Origin of the sequence: Chitinophaga filiformis (assembly GCF_900102545.1) — a bacterium.
GTDB classification, from domain to species: domain Bacteria; phylum Bacteroidota; class Bacteroidia; order Chitinophagales; family Chitinophagaceae; genus Chitinophaga; species Chitinophaga filiformis.
Genome location: NZ_FNBN01000001.1, coordinates 1 through 21,162 on the forward strand (window position 1 = coordinate 1; position 21,162 = coordinate 21,162).

Here is a 21,162-nt window from a genome sequence, read left to right on the forward strand (position 1 = left end):
CTATTATGATGCATGATTACAGATAATAACCTCATTGCCGCTGCTTTAATTGCCGTAAGATCACGGCTGCTGTTATGATGCAGGATAACAGATAATAACCTCATTGCCGCTGCTTTAATTGCCATACGATCGCCGTTGCCGGCGTGAAACCTAATTGCGGATGATAACTGGCAGAGAGCTGTATATACAATTGCCGTAATGTAATACCGACAGCGGCACTATTCAATTGCGGATTGGTAGACATACCTAACTGCAGCGACAATTGCTTTATAATACGATACTCGCACATCACTTTGGCAAGTGTTGTTTCATCTGTCTCCTGTGTGACTGCTACACTTAACAGAAAGGTGGGCGCTACTTCATACCCAAGGCCGGCGCTGTATATGGCAGGTACCTTGCTTTTACCCAGGCTTTGAGAACTGCCAGCGGTGGGATTAAACACGTGCAATCCCATATGCAGTTGTGGTGTAAGATGCATGAGGCATCCCAGCTCAAAAACAACAGTAGCCGCTGTTGTATACTGTGGAATGACTTCTGACAGATAATCTGCCTGCATGCCTATACTGAACCGGTCGCCCAGGGTTCTGCCATAAGACAGGCCTATCGCCTGCCGTTTGTAATCAGTATATCCGGATTGCTGTAAATGCAAGCCAAATCCGCCATGCCTGACAGGTACTGCCACTGCGGCAGCATGTGTGCTGATAGCTTTTAACAGGAAACGCCGCTCCGTACTGACACCCGCCGTCACAACAGGTATATAGGCCAGTGCTGCCTGGTTCTGTAAGGCAGTGAGTAACTGATGGAAATTCCGGCTGTAAGTACCGGCAAAGGGCTGTTTATCGACAGACAGCCATACAAGTTGCGCGCAGATAACTGCCGTGCACATTGTGCAGACAGTGGTCGCAATGATCTTTTTCATTTGCTTCGAATCTTGGATTAGTTAGTCTTTCAGGGGGATTGTTACGTGGTGTGGGTCAACGTGTTAACAAACAAAAATCTCCTCACATGGTGAGGAGACAATATTAGGAAATTAATCTTTATTAAAAAAAACTATATCATAATGATCAGAACAGACCATATAACTGGGAGTCTATTTTCGATATGATCTCTCCCAGATCTTCTTCGCTTTCCGGGAATTTATTCTTGTCAATATCGATGATCAGCAGCGGTCCTTCCGAATATTTTTCTATCCAGTTATTATAATATTCGTTGAGTCTTTTCAGATAATCCAGGCGGATATTTTCTTCGTATTCCCTTCCTCTTTTCTGGATCTGTGCTACCAGTGTAGGCACAGATGCACGCAGATAGATGAGCAGGTCCGGAGGTTTCACCATCGACTTCAGCGTTTCGAAGAAGTTGAAATAGTTATCGAAATCACGTTTAGTCATCAGTCCCATTTCGTACAGGTTGGGCGCAAAGATGTGTGCATCTTCGTAGATGGTACGATCCTGGATCACGATTTCATTGCCGTTCTGTATGTCGAGTAACTGCTTCAAACGACCGTGCAGAAAGTATACCTGCAGGTTGAACGACCAGCGTGGCATATCTTCATAAAAATCATTGAGGTAGGGATTATGCTCAACATCTTCAAACTGTGCTACCCATTTATAGTGTTTCGACAGCAGCTCAGTCAGTGTGGTTTTTCCGGCGCCAATGTTCCCGGCTATAGCGATGTGCTTGATTTTGCTTTGTTTTGCCATGATAGTATCAGGGGTCACTAATCATTCAATTCGCAGCCAGCTGATGGCAGCAAGTTATTAGTTGACTAACCTAAAATTTACAATTTATTTGGTTATCAACTGAAAAAACTTGCTACCACTGCCACTGCGATATAACGAGTGATTAATAGTAGTGAATTCCAATGAGTTTCCTCGCTTGTTGCAAAGTTTGTGCCGCACTTTCCCTGGCTTTCTCTGCACCTTCTTTCATGATACGGTTCAGGTAGGCGGGGTCGTTCTGTAAAGCGAGCGCTTTCTCTCTGATGGGGGCGATAAAGTTCACCATATCATCTCCCAACTGCTTTTTCATATCTCCGTAACGGATAGTCTGATTATCGTAGGTGTCGCGGAAATGCTTGATCACATCCGGCGTACTTACCTGTTCCATCAGCAGGAAGAGATTAGTAACAGCGTCTGACATTGGTGCACCTGGTTCGGCAGGGCCACTATCTGATTTTGCCTTCTTCAGTTTATTACGAATCAGGTCATCTGTATCAGCGAGGTACAGGGTGGCCATCTGGTTTTCGCTCTTGCTCATTTTTCCAGTGCCATCCAGACTTGGTATTTTTATCAGGTCATCTCCGAAGTTGAATGCAACTGGTTCCGGGAACAATTCGCCATAGCGCTTGTTGAAGCGTTGCGCATAATTACGGGCCATTTCCAGGTGTTGCTCCTGGTCTTTACCAACCGGTACTTTTACAGCACGATGAATGAGTATATCTGCGCTCATCAGTACAGGATAAGTTAACAGACCGGCGTTCACATTTTCCGGCTGCAGGCGTACTTTATCTTTGAAGGTAGGTACCTTTTCAAGTTCCCCCTTGTAAGCCATCATGTTGAGTAACAGGTATAATTCTGCAATCTCAGGAACGTCGCTCTGTACATACAGGGCCACTTTTTCTGGGTCCAGGCCGGACGCGATATTTTCTGCCAGCACGCGGAAAACATTGGCGCGCAGGTCTTTAGGATCGGGATGGGTGGTCAGGGAATGCCAGTCAGCTACAAAGAAATAACAGTTAAATGTTTCCTGCATCCTGATGTAGTTGCGGATAGCGCCAAAATAATTGCCTAAGTGTAAATACCCGGTAGAGCGGATACCGCTCACCACTATTTCTTTTGATGTAGCCATAATGGGGTGCAAAATAAGGAATTTGCCCATTATGGACTATCGACTATTTAAGGTAACTTTAACGCGGACATGTCCAATATTTATTATTTTTTCATTTAATTTGATTTATGGAAGTGAATGAGATGCTGGTACAACAACTGGCAGACCTGGCAAGGCTCGAATTCAGCGAACAGGAGAAAAAGGAGATCCAGGGAGATCTTCAGCGGATGATCACCTTTGTGGAGAAACTGAATGAGCTGGACACCACTCACGTGAAACCATTATTACACCTGACGGCAGACAGAAACGTGCTAAGAGAAGATACTGTAGTTCCTTCCATAACCCGGGAAGAAGGCTTAAAGAACGCCCCTGCTGCCAACGACCAATATTTCCAGGTACCGAAAGTTATCAAGAAATAGATCAACCTTGTAATGCTATAAATCTATGCGCCCACATTCCGTCATCCATTTGGAACATATCCGTAAAAGCTACTTCATTGGTAAAAATGAACTGCCAGTACTGAAAGGTATAGACCTGGACATTTTTAAGAATGAGTATGTAGCACTGATGGGGCCTTCCGGCTCCGGCAAATCCACGCTCATGAATATGCTGGGCTGTCTTGACACGCCTACCAGCGGCAGATATATCCTGAGTGGCCATGATGTGAGTAAAATGGAAGATGATGACCTGGCAAGGGTGCGTAATAAAGAAATCGGGTTCGTATTCCAGCAGTTTAACCTGATGCCGCGACTCAGCGCACTGGAAAACGTGGCCGTTCCCCTGATCTATGCCGGTATTTCCAAGAAGGAGCGGGAGGACAAGGCCCGGGCCATGTTGGAAAAAGTGGGTCTGGGACAACGTTACAAGCATAAACCCAATGAACTTTCCGGAGGTCAGTGTCAGCGCGTAGCTATCGCCCGCGCCCTGGTCAATGATCCTTCCCTGATACTGGCGGATGAACCTACCGGTAACCTCGACACCAAAACCTCCATCGAAATCATGGAGATATTCGGCACCATTCACGCCTCCGGCAATACGGTGGTACTCGTCACCCACGAGGAGGATATCGCCGCCCACGCCCGCCGCGTAGTGCGCCTGCGTGACGGCCTGATAGAATCTGACAGGCAGAACGAAGAACTGCTCGCTCACGCCGTAAAATCCAATCAGTAAACAGCATCACTGATGTCATTTAAGATCTACACCAAAACAGGCGATCAGGGCAAAACAGCGCTGATCGGAGGTACCAAAGTGCCTAAAAGTAACCTTCGCATAGACGCCTACGGTACCGTAGACGAGCTTAATTCCTATATAGGCCTGGTAAGCGACTACCTGTCTGCCTACGGCGACACAGTAGCCCTGCTGCGGGAAATACAGGACCGTCTCTTCACGATCGGTTCCTCCCTGGCATGCGACCCTGACAAGGACACCAAAATGCGTATTCCTGACCTGCAGGCCGCCGATATTACGTTGCTGGAAAATAGTATCGATAAAATGAATGAAGTGCTGCCGGAAATGAAGTCGTTCATTATTCCCGGCGGCCATGTGGCAGTATCTACCTGCCATATTGCCCGCTGCGTATGCAGGAGGGCAGAGCGCCTTTGTGTGGGACTGCAGGAGCAGCAGCAGTTCATTGAACCACTGGTGCTGCAGTATATGAACCGGCTGAGCGATTATTTGTTTGTATTAGCCAGGTGGATAGGGTATCAGCTGAAGGTGGAGGAGATACCCTGGAAGGCGAGGATGTGAGATCGGGTTCCTGGGTTGTGATAGGATTATAAACACGGCGTCAGGCATCCAGGGGGTTATTACCCGCATTTTCCCGGGGTTGTCACCCCGCGCATTTTTCCCGGGGTTGTCACCCCGCGCATTTTTCCCGGGGTTGTCACCCAACGCATTTTTCCCGGGTTGTCACCCCACGCATTTTCCCGGGGTTGTCACCCCGCGCATTTTTCCCGGGGTTGTCACCCCGCGCTACAAACACTTGGACTCCTCTGGAGTCCTATTATGTTTTGTTAATGACAGTTGATATAAAGTATACTTTTACCATGCCTTTGCTATGCCGTTACCTTGGACTTGATATGCTTCAGACATGCTTTATACCAGACGCATACCAGACGCATAGTTGGACTTAAAGAGTTACACCAGCTCCCCTACTATCCCCCCATCCTTCATTACCAATTGCCTGTCGCTCATAGGAGCAAGCTCTTCGTTGTGGGTAACAATGATAAAGGTCTGCTGGAACTTGTCCCGCAGTTCAATGAACAATTGATGCAGTTCCCGGGCATTTTTGGAGTCCAGGTTGCCCGTAGGTTCATCGGCCATGACAATATCCGGCTGGTTGATCAGGGCCCTGGCTACCGCTACGCGTTGCTGTTCCCCTCCCGATAACTGGTTTGGCTTGTGTTCCAATCTGTTGGAAAGGCCCAGGGTTTCCAGCAGGAAAGCTGCCCTTTCTTTTACCTTCGCCTTACGGGCATTTGCAATATACCCGGGGATACAAACGTTTTCTAATGCAGTGAACTCCGGTAAAAGGTGGTGAAACTGAAAGATGAAACCCATATGTTTGTTCCTGAAATCAGCCAATGCGTTCCCTTTCAGAAGTCCCAGGTTTACGTCATTCAACCAGATTTCCCCGGAACTGGGGGTGTCCAGCGTACCGAGTATATGCAAAAGAGTACTCTTGCCCGCACCGGAAGACCCTACGATAGTTACGATCTCTCCTTTGGATACGGAAATACTTACACCTTTCAGGACGTGTAAGTTGGAATAATTTTTGGTAAGATTGCGTGCGGTTAGCATACTCAAAGAAAAGTAATTAACCTTTAAAATAGTAATAGTTGTTTATTTCAAATTAAATAATACTTTTGCGAAAATTCAGAAAGTAAAAATTTCGATAACATGTACTGGACCTTAGAATTAGCTTCATACCTGGAGGATGCTCCATGGCCAGCTACGAAAGACGAATTAATAGATTACGCCATCCGCTCCGGTGCACCGATTGAAGTGATTGAGAATCTGCAGGAACTGGAAGACGAGGGGGAAATTTATGAGGGAATAGAAGATATTTGGTCTGATTACCCGTCGCAAGACGACTTTTTCTTCAACGAGGATGAGTATTAGACGGATTATTTTCCATTATTGTTGCCTCAGCAATTCGCCTATGCTTAAAAAGTTTAGCCGTTCCTTTTCTTAGGAGGAACGGCTTTTTTTATACCCTGATCAAAAACCTTATACCTGGTCAGTAATAAGCACATGGAGTGAAATGGAATTGTATGCCCCAAAGGATTGTCTTTCCGGATCAGGTTGCAAACCTGGGAGATAGCCACCAGGCATATAGTTTAACCATCCCTAAAAAGAAAGAAGTTTACGTACCTCACGCCTCTCATAGCATCTAAATGATTTTACCTTAACATTAAGTGATTCAGCAGCCGCATTGGTAGCGAGTCAGATAATCTTTCAGCAGCGTTCGGATAGCTTACTATCGGCTTACCATCGGCCTGGAATCGGCTTATCATCAGAGCGCTAAAATGGCATCAAGAGGCTATTTTAAGGACATCTATATATCGGTGGGATATTGAGGTGACCTCTAAATACTATTTTGATCCCCGGTTGCATACCTATTTGTAAGCTAGTCGCACTAAGACTGCAAGCTTTTGCATTGATAACCTCAAAACCATTTTATGGCTATCGTCAAAGACAATATTCTCATGCAGCTACCATTCTGTTTTGACAGGTTATAAATACAAAAGCCGTGAAAAAGGATCATCCCTTTCACGGCTTTCAAATTATGTTACTACGACGTATTACTTTTCCATCTGCTCAATTACCTCTGCGGATACACCGGTAAATGAGAAACCACCATCATGGAACAGGTTCTGCATGGTCACCATTTTGGTCAGGTCAGAGAACATTGCCACGCAGTAATCAGCACACTGTTGTGCACTGGCGTTACCCAGCGGGCTCATTTTCTCTGCATAGCTCATGAAGCCATCGAAGCCTTTCACACCGCTACCTGCAGTTGTTTTGGTAGGAGACTGGGAGATTGTGTTCACACGTACTTTCTTCTTGAAACCATAGTGGTAACCGAAGCTGCGTGCTACTGATTCCAGCATAGATTTAGCATCCGCCATTTCGCTATAGTCAGGGAACACTCTCTGAGCAGCGATGTAGGTCAGCGCTACTACGGAAGCCCATTCATTCAAAGCATCCAGCTGGTATGCAGTCTGCAGCACGCGGTGCAGGGACATAGCTGAAATATCGAATGTTTTATGAGAGAAGTCATAATCCAGGTCGGTGTAAGATTTGCCTTTACGCATATTGATACTCATACCCACAGAATGCAGTACGAAATCTATTTTGCCGCCAAAATGCTCCATGGATTTAGTGAAAAGGCTTTTCAGATCATCCATATTGGTAACATCAGCGGGTATAACAGGAGCCTTACACAACTCAGCCAGTTTGTTGATCTCTCCCATGCGTAATGCGATAGGAGCATTTGTCAGCACAATTTCGGCGCCTTCTTCCACACAGCGTAATGCTGTGCTCCAAGCCATAGACTTCTCGTCCAACGCACCAAATATGATACCTTTTTTTCCTTTTAATAAGTTATGAGCCATTGGGTTCAAAAATTAATTTCGGCAAAAATAGCTGTTATAGTTGAAAAAAAAAGATTAATTGAAAAGCGGCCAATTGATTAGCTATTTCACCAGCTCCCTTGCGTTTTCCAGCGCTGCTGCCGTGGGCTTCTCCCCGCTCAGCATCTGGGCTATTTTATTAATGCGTTCCTCCCTTGTCAGCAGCCTCACGTTGGTGGTTATTTTACCATCACGGGCATCCTTAAACACAAAATAGTGGTGGTCTGCCTTACCCGCGATCTGCGGCTGGTGGGTGATACAGATGATCTGGTGGCCTTTCGCCATATCTTCCATGATGAAGCTGACCTGACGGGCCGCTTCTCCGGAGATACCGGTATCAATTTCATCGAATATCAGTGTTGGCAGGGCTACAGACTGGGCTACCAGCGACTTGATACACAACATCAGCCGGCTCAGCTCACCGCCGGAAGCCACCTTCCTGATAGGGGCAAACTGTCCGCTTTTATTGGCGTCGAAGAGGAATTCGATAGTATCCTGCCCGTAGGGATTCAGCCCTCCCTGCGCAATGGAGGCTTTCAGGCGGGCATTGGGCATACCTACCTGTGCCAGCAGGGCGTTCACTTTTTCTTCAAAAGGGGCGGCGGCGCTCACACGTGCAGCCGTAATCGTATCGGCCTGTTGCTGCAGGTCTGCCCGCAATACTTCCAGTTCGGTTTCCAGGGCTGCCAGCTTTTCATCCAGGTTCAGTGCACCTTCCACTTTGCTGCTCAGCTGTTCCTGGATCTGCAGGAGTTCTGCTGTTGTCTGCACACCATGCTTTTTCAGCAGTTTATAGCCTGTTGACAGTCTTTCATTCACCAGTTCTATACGAGCACCGTCAAACTGCACCTGGTCGTTCATATGGCCTATTTCTGACGAAATATCCTGTAGTTCCAGGTAGGCAGACTGTAATCTTTCAGCTACCGCCGGAGCGTCTTTATGGAAAGCAGCCAGGGCCTGTACAGAAGACTGTATCTGTCTTAGCTGCTGGAGGATAGGCTGTTCATCTTCATTCAGCTGGAAATATACACGGCTCAGTGTGTTGCGGATCTCTTCGGCATGGCTTAACACTTTCAGTTCTGCATCCAGTTCCTCGATCTCGTTTGCTGCAAATGTGGCATCTGCCAGTTCATCCAGCAGGAATTTATTATAGTCCAGTTCCTTATTGGCGCTGTCCCGCTGATCTTTCAGTTGTTTCAGCTGGCGCTGCACCTGGGAATAGCGTTGGAACTGCTGCTGGTATTGCTGCATCATAGCTGGCTGGTTCACCAGTGCATCCAGTACTTCCCGCTGGAAATCGGATTTCTCCAGTTCCAGTGTATCGAACTGCTGATGCAGGTCCACCAGGTACTGGCTTAACTCTGTCAGCTGGTTCAGATTAACAGGCGTATCATTGACAAATGCACGCGACTTTCCGGCCGAACTGATCTCCCGGCGGATGAGTAGCTGATCTTCTTCCATATCCAGCTCATACTGTTGGAAGAAGGCTGCCACCTGCGATTTTTTTACTTTAAAGGCACCCTCTATCACACATTTTGCTTCTTTGTCAAGCAGCATTCCCGGGTCTGCCCGTTCTCCCAATATTAATGACAACGCACCCAGCACGATCGACTTACCGGCACCTGTTTCCCCTGTAATTACATTCAGGTTGCCGGAGAAATCCACCTCCAGGTGATCAATGATCGCGTAATTCTTGATAGTTAGTTTCTGTAGCATAAGGAGTATTGGAAATACGAATATATCACATTGGATTATACCGCAAATTAATACACATATTACGAACTGTATTTGCGTAGTGACAGGCTCAACCACCATTTAATCGCTGTAAACCTGCTTTTGCCCGCTGATCGAGTGAATTTTTATAGTCATGGCCTTTCATATCCAGGCATGCCTGGTAGCATTGCTGCGCTTTGGCCTTATCATTTCTTTTCTCATAGATATATCCCATCTGCAGAGAAGCCCTGGCGGCGAAGTATTCCGGGCGGTTGGTGCCTGTCCGTACTGTTGCCTCGTACATGATGATGGCATTATCGTCCTGGCCCATTTCATCATAAATGCGGCCCAGACGGTAAGCATATTCCAGCTTTTCTTCCATTGTTCCAAAATCTGCGGCCTTCTTCGTTTGCAACAGTTTCAGTGCATCAGAGAAATAACCTCCGTCGCTCAGCAGGCGGGCTTTGAGCAACAAGGTATTTGGCCATTTACCGCTTTTGGCGTCTTTTAAGGCCTGCTTGTCTGCATCGGTTTCCGTATTTCCCCGGGTGAGGATCATGTTGCGGTACTTGTTGGCCGCCTCCATATTGCCATGCAGGTAATAATACCAGCTAAGGCGCTGCAAGCCTTCCTTGAGATAGAACTTACCTTTAAAGCGGTCGATGAATTTCAGCAGATAGACATTCGCATCTTCATCCTGCCGGCACAGTTTCAATTGTCCCAGCAGGTAGTATACGTATGGAATCTCTTCAAACTGCGCACTGTCATTCCGCTCTGTCAGTACTTTAATACCTAGTGCAGCCTTCTGGTTGTTCATGGCGATATTGGCCACCATCAGGGCAAAAAGGTAGTTATTTTTGGTATCCAGCTTATATTTCTGGATAAATGTCCATACATCTTCCGGTTTGTTCTCTATGAATAATTTCAGATAACAGTAATAGTAGCAGGCTTCTTCCCTGAATAACCTGGCCACTTCCGTATTGCTGTCTATCACCTGCTGCACCTGCTGCATACCCTCACGGATACTTCCTTTCATACCAAGCGTATTGGAAATCCAGCGGAACCCTTCGGGGATAGTACCAAACACTGTCTGCATGGAACCGGCCAGCATATTATTAGGCAGGAACTGAGGAAATTTTTTCTGATTGTCTTTTAACAGGATATAGGCTTTACGGACGTCCCAGACGGCATCCCAGCGTTCACTGAACTTCAGGCGGATCATACCCCACTGGAAACGGATAGCTGCCTGTGTGTAGAGATAATAGGGTGAGTTGGCGGGACCTTCTTCCATGCGGGCCAGCCGTTCGGCCCTGAGTGGCTTTCTCTGCGCATACAATGTTGCGTCTTCGTTAAAGAAGAGGAGAAAGAAATCAACATAGTTCTCCAGGAAATACGGGATGAGGTTATCTGGTTGTGCCTTTTTTTCTTCTTCCAACAGGGCTGTTCCGGCGTCGAGGCGCAACTGCATGATGGCGTCATAGGCTTGCTGACAACGGATATTGAAGTCGAAAACCTTTTGCCGTGCTGATAGCGAAAACGAAATACTTAAAATGAATGCCAGCAGGATTGTTGTGCGCATGAAACAAATATATCTGATTGTTAACTCCGGGCCTATCTACCAAATTCCAAACCAAATTTACATTTCCTTACGGCCTGAATGTAAAAGTCCCGGCATAAAAGCCGGGACTTTCCTATTACTATCTTAAATGAGGTATATCGCGCTATTAGATAGTCACGGTTGCGTCCAGGTCATTATCAACCAGGATACGGCCACAATGCTCGCAAACGATGATTTTCTTACGCTGACGGATCTCAGCCTGACGTTGAGGAGGAATAGCATTGAAACAGCCACCACAGGAATCGCGGGAGATGGTTACCACAGCCAGACCATTACGGTAGTTGGTGCGGATCTTCTCATAAGCAGCCAGTAAGCGGGCTTCTACTTTGGTGCGGGCTTCATCGCTCTGTTTGCGGAAAGCTTTCTCTTCTTTCTCAGTTTCAGCGATGATCTTTTCCAGTTCACCTTTCTTGTGCTTCAGGTTAGATTCTTTATCAGCAATCAGTTTCTTGGCACTATCCAGGTTACGGCTCTTATCCTTTACCTCTTCGTTCGCGTCTTTAATATGCTTTTCAGCCAGTTTGATCTCCAGCGACTGCATTTCGATCTCTTTGGTGATAGCTTCAAACTCACGGTTATTCTTAACGTTATCCTGCTGCTTCTCGTATTTCTTCATCAGGGCCTCTGACTCTTTAATTGCCGCCTTTTTGTTGGCAATAAAGTCCTGGATGCCACGGATTTCGTCCTCTACATGAGACAGACGGGTGTTCAGCCCTTCAATCTCATCTTCCAGATCCTTTACTTCCATTGGCAACTCTCCCTTCAACACCTGGATCTCATCCAGTCTGGAGTCCATCTTCTGTAGCCTAAGCACAGACGCCAATTTTTCTTCTACGGAGTATTCTTTTACAGTAGCCATGTATGTTTTTATAAGTAATTTACCGGATTTGTACGAATTGTAGATTTAAGAGGCGCAAAATTAGGGAATTTTTCGGTCAATATATGATAAAATAATTCAACCGTAAACTGCTCACTCTCGAAATGTCCTACATCCGCTATAACTATCTGATTTTCAGCATCAAAAAATTCATGGTATTTAAAATCAGCCGAAATATAGGCATCTGCCCCTGCAGATATTGCCTTTTTCAGCAGGAAACTACCCGCTCCCCCGCAAAGAGCCACTTTTTTAACAGGCTTTCCCCTGAGCGGCGTATATCTCACACATCCTGTATCGAACTGCTGTTTCACCCAGCGCAGGAAGGTATCCTCATCCATCGGCTCTTTCAGGTATCCCACCAGTCCTGAACCCACTTCTGCATATGCATTCTCCAGTTTCACCACATCGTAAGCCACTTCTTCGTACGGATGATTATCCTGCAATGCCCTGATCACATATTGTTCCAAATATACGGGAAATATCACCTCTACCTTTGTTTCCGCCTCATGATGGCGCTCTCCGACCTTGCCCACATAGGGATTGGTGCCTTCTCCTCCTTTGAAAGTACCTGTTCCATCCACACTATAGCTACATTCACTGTAAGCGCCAATATGTCCGGCGCCGGCTGCAAAGAGGGCAGTACGCACCTTTTCTGCATCTGCCTGTGGCACAAATGTATAGAGCTTACGTAACAGCTCTCTTTTGGGCGACAGTATACTACAGTTCTGCAAGGCCAGTTTCCGGGCCATCATGTCACAGACGCCGTTCCTTACATTATCCAGGTTGGTATGCGCTGCATAAACAGCTATATCATTCTTGATAGCCTTGATAGCTACGCGTTCTACATAGTTATTACCATTGATCTTTTTCAATCCGCCGAAAACAATAGGATGATGGGCCACTACCAGGTTACACTTTCTGGCAATAGCCTCCTCAATTACGGCTTCGGTGGCATCCAGCGTCAATAATACGCCGCTTACCTCCCAGTCCGGGTTGCCAAAGAGCAGTCCGGCATTGTCGTAACTTTCCTGGTATTGTAAAGGCGCAAAGGCCGCAATGGCATTGGTAATGTCCCTGATCTTCATATTGCCGGTAATTTACCCCTACTTTTGCACAAAATCAAAAGCATGGCACAGACCTCATCTACAATAACCCACTACGAAGCCTATAAAGAAAAGATGCAACAGGTTGCAGATATACGGCATGCAATGGCTGTACTTGGCTGGGACCAGGAAACCTATCTGCCACAGAAGGGAGCTGCATTCCGCGGACAACAGATCACTACTCTCAGTACGCTTGCCCATGAACTGTTCACCGCCCCCCAGTTGGGCGCGCTCTTGGAAACGCTCAACAACGAAAAAGCAGCCCTCGACCCTGTAGCGGCAAAGAATATTACTCTATCACTGGAAGATTACGAGAAGAATAAGAAGTACCCTGCCAGCTTTGTGGCTGAACTATCGAAGACTACCAACGAATGTTATCATGCCTGGATCAATGCCAGGAAGGAGGGCAACTACGATCTCTTTGAACCGGTGCTGAACAGAATGGTAGCATTGAAAAGGAAGGAAGCAGACATCCTTGGCTATGAGGGCCATCCTTATAATGCCCTGCTGAACGAATATGAAAAAGGGTCTACCACTGTCATGCTCGATAAGATATTCAGCGATGTCAAAACAGCGTTGACTCCCCTGCTGCGTAGCATTGAACAGCGCCCGCAGGTGAAGAAGGATTTCCTGCACCTGCATTATGACCGCAACCGTCAATGGGAGTTCGGTATTCAGTTGCTGAAAGCCATGGGCTATGATATGAATGCAGGTCGGCAGGATGTGTCGGAACATCCGTTTACCACCAGTTTCAATCCTCAGGACGTGAGGGTCACCACCCGTATCGATGAAAATGATTTCGGGAATATGACCTGGAGTTGTATTCACGAGGGAGGTCACGCATTGTATGAGCAGGGACTTGATATAACTGCTTACGGCCTGCCTTCCGGTGAGGCAGCCAGTCTGGGTATTCATGAGTCACAGTCCAGGTTATGGGAGAACAATGTAGGCCGCAGCCTGGTATTCTGGCAGCATCATTATCCACAGTTACAGCAAATATTCCCTGATAACCTGGGTAATGTAAGCCTGCAGGACTTCTATAAAGCTATCAACCTGGTACAGCCATCCCTTATCCGTACGGAGGCAGATGAACTGACCTATCATTTCCATGTGATGGTGAGATACGAAATTGAGAAAGGATTACTGGATGGTACTTATCAGACAAAAGACCTCCGTGAAATATGGAATTCCTACTATAAGGAGTTCCTGCATGTTACCGTACCTAACGATACGCAGGGTGTTTTACAGGATATCCACTGGTCGCATGGCAGCTTTGGTTATTTCCCTACCTATTCCCTTGGTAGCTTCTACGCAGCCCAGTTCTTTGCAACTGCGCAACAGCAGATTCCCGGATTGACAGAGCAGATCGCGGAAGGCAGGTACGAAGATCTGCTGACCTGGTTACGCCAGCAGATCCATCGCCACGGTCGTTATTATACTTCCAATGAATTGTGTGAGAAAATAACCGGTCAGCCGCTGGATTTCAAATACTTCCTGGAGTATGCCACTCAAAAGTTTGGTGATATCTACGGCTTATAACTTATCAGATACACCTTGTTTACGCCACACTTCTCTGCCATCTCTGTAAAGAATAAAAGTTGGCAGGGAAGTGGCGTTTACAGCCTGCATTACCTCGCGGTCACGTCCTCCGTCCACCTTCAACAGGCGTACTTTTTTATTTTCTTTCAGATATGCCTGTATAACAGGTTCCATCTTCCGGCAGGGTGGGCACCATTCCGCTCCTACATCCACCAGCACATCCCCGGATGCGACTGCCATGTGAAAAGTATCTACGCTCATCTGTTGCACGTCAGCCACACCTTCTACAGGTAGTCCAGCCTGCTTCCAGGCATTGATACCGCCTTTAAGCTCAATCACTTCTCTGAAACCATTCTCCCGTAGCCATTTTGCTGCGGCCGTACTCCTTCCGCCGCTCAAACAATATATGTATATAGCCTGCTCTTTGTCAAGATATTGCACTCTCTCTATGAATTCCCCTTTTTTCGTGTAATCGGCTTGTAAAGCATTGTGCAGATGACCGGTATTAAACTCCCCGGCCGTCCGTACATCAAAGACCTGGGCATCCTTTTTCTGTATAGATTGCTGAAATACAGATACATCTACCTGCTGCGCGCTGGCACCACTCACTACTGAAATAAGTAAACCTAAAAGTGCCACGTATGTATAACATTTATAAATCATATTTTTGCTATATATTGTTGAGCTTGTGCTTCCGTAAATTGTTCGTTAGTACTGCACAGTAATAACTTTTGTGTGATTTTGGGACAGCCCCTGAACTGTTTGTGCAAAGTTTACGTTTTAATCTTTAGGATCAGTATTTTTTTAATATTATTCATTTTTATTATTTTTTACACTCTATTTTTCACCCTGAGCTGGCGTCGACAGACAACAGCCATATCCGGAAAATGAAACACCAATACCTACGCCAATTTACGCACTTCTGGTATGCATTGTCATGCTTCGTAGTGTTTTTTCTGCTTTCTGGTGCCAAGGCACACGCACAGAACACTGTAGCATTTACCGCCGACAACTGGAGTGGTTGCGGTGCAGTGTTCGTACAATTTTTAAATCAGTCAAGCCCCGTAGGTACTGCCTCGTGGGACTTTGGGGACGGAGGCGCCACATCCTCGTTATGGAATCCGACACGTTCATTCAATCGCCCTGGTAATTTCACTGTAACGCTTACGGTAACGTTTCCAAATGGGCAGGTAAGTTCCACGCAGCATGTTGTGAATGTTTACAATAAGCCAACAGTAGCTTTCTCTACGTCTTCCCTGGCAGGCTGTACTCCGCTGAATGTAACATTCACTGACCAGTCAACTGCCGGAGATGGAAGTATCTCCAGTATTAACTGGGACTTTGGGGATGGTAACGGAGCTACCGGTTCCATTGCCACCCACTCGTACGATAAAGGAGGCAGCATTACGGCCACCTCTATTGTTACTAACAGTTTCGGATGTACAAGCAGTGGTTCACAAACAATGCAGATAAATGCTACCCCGCAGGTATCGTTTACCAGCAATAACCAGGGCGGATGTCGTGCACCGACAACTGTCAATTTCACCAATACCACCACGCTGAATACCGTGGGTGCTCCCCCGGCTATGACCTATCTCTGGGATTTCGGAGATGGAGCTACCAGTGCGAGCCAGCATCCAAGCCATGACTATACTTCTACAGGTAAATTCACAGTAAAGCTGACCGCTACCACCGCGGATGGTTGTTCACAGACTTCTACTAAAACGGACTATATCGTGGTAAATACTGCCGTGGCAGATTTTACCATCCAGACAGATGCCTGTAGCGGCAACGATGTGACCTTTACCAATACTACGCTGCCAGCTCCGGTGTCTTCTACCTGGACATTCTCAGATGGCTCGGTAATAACCACAAAAGATGCGGTAAAGAATTTCGCAACCGCAGGTCCTTATTCCGTTACGCTGAAATCCATCTCTGCGGATGGTTGTGAAGCGATCGTTACACGGAATTTTACTATTTCCGCACCTCCGACCATCAATTTCACCATGTCGCCAACAGCAGCATGTCTGGTGCCGGTAAATGTACAAATGACCACAACCGGCTCCGGTGGCAGCACGTTTGCATGGGACTTTGCTGATGGCACCTCCAGTACCTTACAGAACCCGCTGCACACTTTTACCGCAGAGGGCACCTATAACGTAAAAGTAGTGGCTATCAGTGCGATAGGTTGTAAGGATTCTGCTGTCAACTCTATTACCATCCAGAAGCCAACGCTTGCTATCACCGGAACCGCCAGAGGTTGTGCGCCGCTGACTGCAACATTTGGCACTACCATCGTAAGCGCTGATCCGGTTGTTTCATATGCCTGGGATTTCGGAGACGGCAGTGTTTCTAACCAGCCTACTCCGACACATGTATACACCAATCAGAACCGGTATACTGTCATCCTGACCATTACGACCCGGACAGGCTGTACACAGACGGCTACTTACGATGTAAGAGTCGGCAATCCTATCAATGTTGACTTTACAGTTGATCAAAATGTCGGCTGTCAGCCACAAATATTCCGCTTTACCGATCTCTCCACCCCTGCTATCGGTGGCTTAACATACCAATGGACGTTTGAGGAGAACGGTAGTGCTCCAGGTACTTCCGGAACAAGAAATCCTACATATGTCTTCAATACACTCGGCATGCACGACGTGACACTGACCGTTACCAATAATGGTTGTTCGCGGAGCCTGACCAAAACCGATTATATTGAAACATTAGCACCTATAGCCGACTTTGCGATAGGCGCAGTTGATTGTGCGAACCCTTTCACAAGGGTATTCACTGACGAAACCAACTGGGGAACCGGCCCTGTAGGCACCTATTCATGGGACTTTGGCGACGGTACCACCGACAATACACCGTCTCCTACCCATACTTATGCTGCAGATGGTACTTACACTGTAGTGCTGAGTGTATCCAACGGTACCTGTACTTCCACTTTCTCTGCTGTAGTAAGGGTCATCACTGCAAAACCGGTGATCTACGCTACTCCAAACGTAGTTTGTCTGGGTACTTCAACTACTCTCAGTGTAGATCCTTTCCCTCCTGGTACTATTACTTCCTTCAGATGGAATTTCGGTGATGGAAGAACAGGTGGCGGTAGCAGCAGACCAGTAGTTACTTACAGAAATACAGGTACTTATAATGTTGTCTATACAGCTAACGACGTGAACGGTTGTCCACACGTATCTGACCCGCTGAGAGTAGATGTTAACGGTTCCACTGCCAGCTTCGTTGTAGATCCACGCCAGTGTAAAGACCAGCCGGTTAGTTTCACTGACCAGTCTACCACCCGTGCCGGCAATACCATCGTTTCATGGACTTTCGATTTTGGTGATGGCTCAGCTCCGGTAGCTTATACCACTCAGCCGATAAACATCACTCATATATTCACTGTGGCCCAGGACTACCCGGTAACGCTGACAGTGAGAGATAACACAGGTTGTGAAGACACTTCTGTCCAGACTGTGACAATCCCTGAAATAAGCGCCAACTTTAGTGCGAAAAGCAACATTGCGTGTCTGAATGTACCGTTCCAGTTTGACAACTCTTCTGTAACTGAGCCACTGACCTATGCATGGACATTCGGAGATGGCGGCACCAGTACAGATAGAGATCCGGCGCACATTTATACCGCACAGGGAACATTTACAGTAACGCTGACCGTAACAAGTGCTACGGGTTGTACCGCTGACACAACTGCCACTAATTTCCTGAAAGTACCTAATCCGATCGCTGACTTTACCTTCCCGAATGTAGCGGGAGATATCTGTCCTCCTGTGAAAGTACAGTTCACTAACCAGTCTACTGATTATGTGAAAACTTCGTGGGATTTCGGAGATGGCAGTGCATCAGACGAAGACAATCCTTTACATAACTATATCAGACCCGGCACCTTCCCTGTTACCTTAACCGTTTACTCAGAAGGTGGTTGTGCAAGCCCTGTTGCCGGACCTAAAGACATCACGATCGCTGGTCCTGACGGTAGCTTCACTGTAACGCCTGAAACGGGCTGCTGGCCGCTAACAGCTAGTATGACAGCGGTATCGGCCACTGCACAGCGATTCATCTGGGACTTTGGAGACGGTTATTCCGTACGTACCACCACTCCTGCTTCTCCATCCTATACTTATCAGAAAGAAGGGATATACTACCCGGTAGTATTGCTGGAAGATGCACGTGGTTGTACAGTACCTGCATCAGGCAGTCCGAAAATAACTGTAGACAGGATCACTGCTGCTTTCGGCGCTGATATCACCCAGGCTTGTGACGGAGGAACAGTGAAATTCACCGATTCTACCAAGGGTGTTTCTATTGACGATGGCATGATGGCTACTTATGTATGGGACTTCGGAATAAGCGGCCGTACAGATGATGTAGCGACCGGTCCTAATCCAACTTTCATTTATGATGCTCCTGGTATTTACACGGTAAAAATGACCGCCACCAGCTATTATGGCTGTGTAAAAGATACCAGCATGCAGATAGAAATAGAAGCGAAACCTGTAGCTCAGATAACACCAATTACACCGGTCTGCGTCGGGACGGCGGTACAGCTGGTAGGAACAGACACCAGGAACCTGCCGGGTACGACGTGGAACTGGACTACCAATAATCAGCAGTATAATGTTCAGACACCTCCGGCTATCACTTATTCACAGGCAGGTATTTATCCTGCACAACTGATCATCACCTCTGCCAGTGGCCTCTGTAGTGATACTGCTACTGAGAATGTGCAGATAGATAATTATCCGACCCTGTCGCCAACACCGGTTGCTGCCAGCATTTGCCGCGGCCAGTCTGTTACGCTGCAGACAAACACACAGGCGGGTGTGGATATTACCTGGACTGACTATAACATTTCTGATATCAAGAGTGCTTCTCCTGTTGTTACACCTGATATAGACACTACCTATCACGTAGTTGTTGCAAACACCACCGGTTGTAGCGCGGAAGCAGATGTAAAAGTAACTGTATCACAGCCGTTCACTGTACAGGTAAATAGTGGGGATATCTGTCCCGGAGGCGCCGTACAGTTACAGGCACAGGGTGCAATTACTTATAAATGGATCCCTGCTACAGGTCTGAGCAATGCAAATATTGCCAACCCGATGGCTACTCCGGATACAACTACTACCTACCAGCTTATTGGATATGGCAATGACAATTGCTTTACTGATACTGTATCGTCTACCATTACCGTACATCCGGCCCCTGTTGTGAATGCAGGCGCGGATATGGAGGTTCCGACAGGTACAGTCGTACAGTTGCCGGTAACAGGCAGCAGCGATATTACACAGATAGAATGGTGGCCGGCCAGCTCCCTGAATTGTGTGGATTGCCTTACACCAATAGCAACACCGAGAGAAAATACCACCTATCATGTAAAAGTGACTAACGCGTATGGTTGTACCACTATTGATGATGTTACCATCACACTGGTATGTTCATCAGGTGCTATATTCCTGCCGAACACATTCTCACCGAATGCTGACGGCGCGAACGACATTTTCTATATCAGAGGTAAGGGTGTAAAATCAGCCAAATCTTTCAGGATATATAACCGTTGGGGACAGCAGGTATTTGAAAGGACCAACTTTAATGTGGAGGATCCGGCATATGGATGGGATGGTCGTGTGAATGGCCAGCCAGTGGATCCGGACGTGTTTATTTACGTGGCAGAACTGGTTTGCGACTCAAACGAAACTTTCACCCTTAAAGGAAACGTAATGCTGGTAAGGTAATTTTTACCTGCCAGCATCCCATTAATACCATATGATATTAAAACTTGCCAGCATGAGAATGAATTGTAGAAACCTGTTAGTGGCATTGTGCGTTTGTGGCACACAATCACTGGTAGCACAGGATATACACCTGTCCCAGTTTTATGAAACACCGATCTTACGTAATCCGGCGCTGATAGGCTTGTTCAACGGCGACTACCGCGTACAGGCTGTATACAGGAACCAATGGAACAGCGTTACTATACCATACCAGACAGGCGCATTAAGCGCGGAAATGAAGTTCCCTGTAGGGAGCAGTGAGGATTTTGTGACTGCGGGCATACAGTTCACCTATGACAGGGCGGGTACTGCCCGTTTGCAGTCGGTACAGGCATTGCCAGCAGTAAACTACCACAAGTCACTGAGCCAGGATAAAAGTATGTTCCTGTCAGTAGGCTTTACAGGCGGCATTGTACAGCGACAGTTCGATGCTACCAAGCTGACTTTCAACAACCAGTATACCGGTGGACAGTTTGATCCTACGGCGCCTACCGGTGAAGAAGGCAGACTGGCGCTGCGCGGATACTCTTACCTGGATGCAGGCGCGGGTATCAGCTTTAACAGTACACTGGGTGCAGATGAGCAGGTGACCTATTATATAGGTGCGGCCCTATTCCACTTTAACCGTCCAAAGCTTTCCTTCTACAAGGATGCTACCATTGCCCTGGATCCCAAGTTCACCTTTAATGCGGGGATCACCTTCCCGCTGGAGGAAAGACTGAAATTCATCGCCCAGTACAATGAGATCCATATGGGCGCCTACTCAGAATACCTGGGTGGAGCTTTGCTGGGTTACAGCCTGTATGACGACGGACTGGAAAGTACAAGAGCATTTTATTTCGGTGCCTATATGCGTTATAAGGATGCCATCATCCCATCTTTCCGTCTGGATATGGACAAGTATGAGATCGGCGTGACCTATGATGCGAATATCTCGAAGCTGAAAACTGCCAGTCACAGCATGGGCGGTTTTGAAATATCGCTGGTATTCAAAGGATTCCGGAGCAGAAACAGTACGCTGGAAAGTGTCCGCTGTCCCAACTTCTGATTGTTG

Annotated in this window: 17 protein-coding genes; 7 read left to right on the top strand and 10 right to left on the bottom strand. The window is 47.1% G+C overall.

Features of this window, described 5'->3' with window-relative positions; translation table 11 throughout:
• Positions 1-100 precede the first annotated feature (100 nt).
• The 3 genes from BLR32_RS00005 to trpS all read right to left on the bottom strand — a co-directional run bounded on the left by BLR32_RS00005 (position 101) and on the right by trpS (position 2,847).
• Positions 101-919, bottom strand: coding sequence for a hypothetical protein (locus tag BLR32_RS00005; protein WP_143011304.1), 819 nt, complete (start codon positions 917-919; stop codon positions 101-103).
• A 145-nt stretch (positions 920-1,064) separates the two neighbouring features.
• Positions 1,065-1,700, bottom strand: a complete 636-nt coding sequence (locus BLR32_RS00010; protein ID WP_089828197.1) for a deoxynucleoside kinase — start codon at positions 1,698-1,700, stop codon at positions 1,065-1,067.
• 142 nt (positions 1,701-1,842) lie between these two features.
• Entirely contained in the window at positions 1,843-2,847 is a 1,005-nt protein-coding gene (gene trpS / locus BLR32_RS00015) for a tryptophan--tRNA ligase (protein WP_089828198.1), read from the bottom strand.
• A 107-nt stretch (positions 2,848-2,954) separates the two neighbouring features.
• Here trpS and gatC point away from each other — a divergent pair, with 107 nt between their 5' ends.
• Genes gatC through BLR32_RS00030 form a run of 3 tightly spaced genes read left to right on the top strand, consistent with a single transcriptional unit; the run spans position 2,955 to position 4,572 of the window.
• Entirely contained in the window at positions 2,955-3,245 is a 291-nt protein-coding gene (gatC, locus tag BLR32_RS00020; RefSeq protein ID WP_089828199.1) for an Asp-tRNA(Asn)/Glu-tRNA(Gln) amidotransferase subunit GatC, read from the top strand.
• A gap of 25 nt (positions 3,246-3,270) precedes the next feature.
• Complete coding sequence (locus BLR32_RS00025) at positions 3,271-3,996, top strand: ABC transporter ATP-binding protein (RefSeq protein WP_089828200.1); 726 nt, start codon at positions 3,271-3,273, stop codon at positions 3,994-3,996.
• A gap of 12 nt (positions 3,997-4,008) precedes the next feature.
• The gene (locus BLR32_RS00030; RefSeq protein ID WP_089828201.1) at positions 4,009-4,572 is read left to right on the top strand and encodes a cob(I)yrinic acid a,c-diamide adenosyltransferase; all 564 of its coding nucleotides are present in this window, start codon (positions 4,009-4,011) and stop codon (positions 4,570-4,572) included.
• 390 nt (positions 4,573-4,962) lie between these two features.
• On the opposite strand, the gene BLR32_RS00035 is transcribed toward BLR32_RS00030, so the two are convergent.
• Entirely contained in the window at positions 4,963-5,625 is a 663-nt protein-coding gene (locus BLR32_RS00035) for an ABC transporter ATP-binding protein (protein ID WP_089828202.1), read from the bottom strand.
• Positions 5,626-5,724: 99 nt separating this feature from the next.
• On the opposite strand from BLR32_RS00035, the gene BLR32_RS00040 reads away from it, so the two are divergent.
• A complete protein-coding gene (locus BLR32_RS00040; protein WP_012794455.1) occupies positions 5,725-5,946 on the top strand; it encodes a DUF2795 domain-containing protein in 222 nt (73 codons plus the stop codon).
• A gap of 683 nt (positions 5,947-6,629) precedes the next feature.
• On the opposite strand, the gene BLR32_RS00045 is transcribed toward BLR32_RS00040, so the two are convergent.
• From BLR32_RS00045 to BLR32_RS00065, 5 genes are all read right to left on the bottom strand, one after another.
• On the bottom strand, positions 6,630-7,442 hold the full coding sequence (locus BLR32_RS00045) for an enoyl-ACP reductase FabI (protein ID WP_089828203.1): 813 nt from the start codon (positions 7,440-7,442) through the stop codon (positions 6,630-6,632).
• An 81-nt stretch (positions 7,443-7,523) separates the two neighbouring features.
• A complete protein-coding gene (gene recN / locus BLR32_RS00050) occupies positions 7,524-9,176 on the bottom strand; it encodes a DNA repair protein RecN (protein ID WP_089828204.1) in 1,653 nt (550 codons plus the stop codon).
• Positions 9,177-9,264: 88 nt separating this feature from the next.
• On the bottom strand, positions 9,265-10,752 hold the full coding sequence (locus BLR32_RS00055; RefSeq protein WP_089828205.1) for a tetratricopeptide repeat protein: 1,488 nt from the start codon (positions 10,750-10,752) through the stop codon (positions 9,265-9,267).
• A 145-nt stretch (positions 10,753-10,897) separates the two neighbouring features.
• Positions 10,898-11,650, bottom strand: a complete 753-nt coding sequence (locus BLR32_RS00060) for a zinc ribbon domain-containing protein (protein WP_089828206.1) — start codon at positions 11,648-11,650, stop codon at positions 10,898-10,900.
• An 8-nt stretch (positions 11,651-11,658) separates the two neighbouring features.
• Positions 11,659-12,753, bottom strand: a complete 1,095-nt coding sequence (locus BLR32_RS00065; RefSeq protein WP_089828207.1) for a Nif3-like dinuclear metal center hexameric protein — start codon at positions 12,751-12,753, stop codon at positions 11,659-11,661.
• A gap of 42 nt (positions 12,754-12,795) precedes the next feature.
• Between BLR32_RS00065 and BLR32_RS00070 the strand changes: the two genes are divergently transcribed.
• On the top strand, positions 12,796-14,310 hold the full coding sequence (locus BLR32_RS00070) for a carboxypeptidase M32 (RefSeq protein ID WP_089828208.1): 1,515 nt from the start codon (positions 12,796-12,798) through the stop codon (positions 14,308-14,310).
• Here the strand turns inward: BLR32_RS00070 and BLR32_RS00075 are convergent.
• Positions 14,305-14,949, bottom strand: a complete 645-nt coding sequence (locus BLR32_RS00075) for a rhodanese-like domain-containing protein (RefSeq protein WP_176842106.1) — start codon at positions 14,947-14,949, stop codon at positions 14,305-14,307. The genes BLR32_RS00070 and BLR32_RS00075 overlap by 6 nt on opposite strands.
• Positions 14,950-15,197: 248 nt before the next feature.
• Here BLR32_RS00075 and BLR32_RS00080 point away from each other — a divergent pair, with 248 nt between their 5' ends.
• The gene (locus tag BLR32_RS00080; protein ID WP_089828210.1) at positions 15,198-20,069 is read left to right on the top strand and encodes a PKD domain-containing protein; all 4,872 of its coding nucleotides are present in this window, start codon (positions 15,198-15,200) and stop codon (positions 20,067-20,069) included.
• Between the two features lie 52 nt (positions 20,070-20,121).
• Entirely contained in the window at positions 20,122-21,156 is a 1,035-nt protein-coding gene (locus BLR32_RS00085; protein WP_176842107.1) for a PorP/SprF family type IX secretion system membrane protein, read from the top strand.
• Positions 21,157-21,162: the final 6 nt, after the last annotated feature.

Bases quoted from the DNA above. Each gene is read 5' to 3' on its own strand.
- BLR32_RS00005 (WP_143011304.1), bottom strand. From the start codon at position 919: ATGAAAAAGATCATTGCGACCACTGTCTGCACAATGTGCACGGCAGTT.
- BLR32_RS00010 (WP_089828197.1), bottom strand. From the start codon at position 1,700: ATGGCAAAACAAAGCAAAATCAAGCACATCGCTATAGCCGGGAACATT.
- trpS (WP_089828198.1), bottom strand. From the start codon at position 2,847: ATGGCTACATCAAAAGAAATAGTGGTGAGCGGTATCCGCTCTACCGGG.
- gatC (WP_089828199.1), top strand. From the start codon at position 2,955: ATGGAAGTGAATGAGATGCTGGTACAACAACTGGCAGACCTGGCAAGG.
- BLR32_RS00025 (WP_089828200.1), top strand. From the start codon at position 3,271: ATGCGCCCACATTCCGTCATCCATTTGGAACATATCCGTAAAAGCTAC.
- BLR32_RS00030 (WP_089828201.1), top strand. From the start codon at position 4,009: ATGTCATTTAAGATCTACACCAAAACAGGCGATCAGGGCAAAACAGCG.
- BLR32_RS00035 (WP_089828202.1), bottom strand. From the start codon at position 5,625: ATGCTAACCGCACGCAATCTTACCAAAAATTATTCCAACTTACACGTC.
- BLR32_RS00040 (WP_012794455.1), top strand. From the start codon at position 5,725: ATGTACTGGACCTTAGAATTAGCTTCATACCTGGAGGATGCTCCATGG.
- BLR32_RS00045 (WP_089828203.1), bottom strand. From the start codon at position 7,442: ATGGCTCATAACTTATTAAAAGGAAAAAAAGGTATCATATTTGGTGCG.
- recN (WP_089828204.1), bottom strand. From the start codon at position 9,176: ATGCTACAGAAACTAACTATCAAGAATTACGCGATCATTGATCACCTG.
- BLR32_RS00055 (WP_089828205.1), bottom strand. From the start codon at position 10,752: ATGCGCACAACAATCCTGCTGGCATTCATTTTAAGTATTTCGTTTTCG.
- BLR32_RS00060 (WP_089828206.1), bottom strand. From the start codon at position 11,650: ATGGCTACTGTAAAAGAATACTCCGTAGAAGAAAAATTGGCGTCTGTG.
- BLR32_RS00065 (WP_089828207.1), bottom strand. From the start codon at position 12,753: ATGAAGATCAGGGACATTACCAATGCCATTGCGGCCTTTGCGCCTTTA.
- BLR32_RS00070 (WP_089828208.1), top strand. From the start codon at position 12,796: ATGGCACAGACCTCATCTACAATAACCCACTACGAAGCCTATAAAGAA.
- BLR32_RS00080 (WP_089828210.1), top strand. From the start codon at position 15,198: ATGAAACACCAATACCTACGCCAATTTACGCACTTCTGGTATGCATTG.
- BLR32_RS00085 (WP_176842107.1), top strand. From the start codon at position 20,122: ATGAGAATGAATTGTAGAAACCTGTTAGTGGCATTGTGCGTTTGTGGC.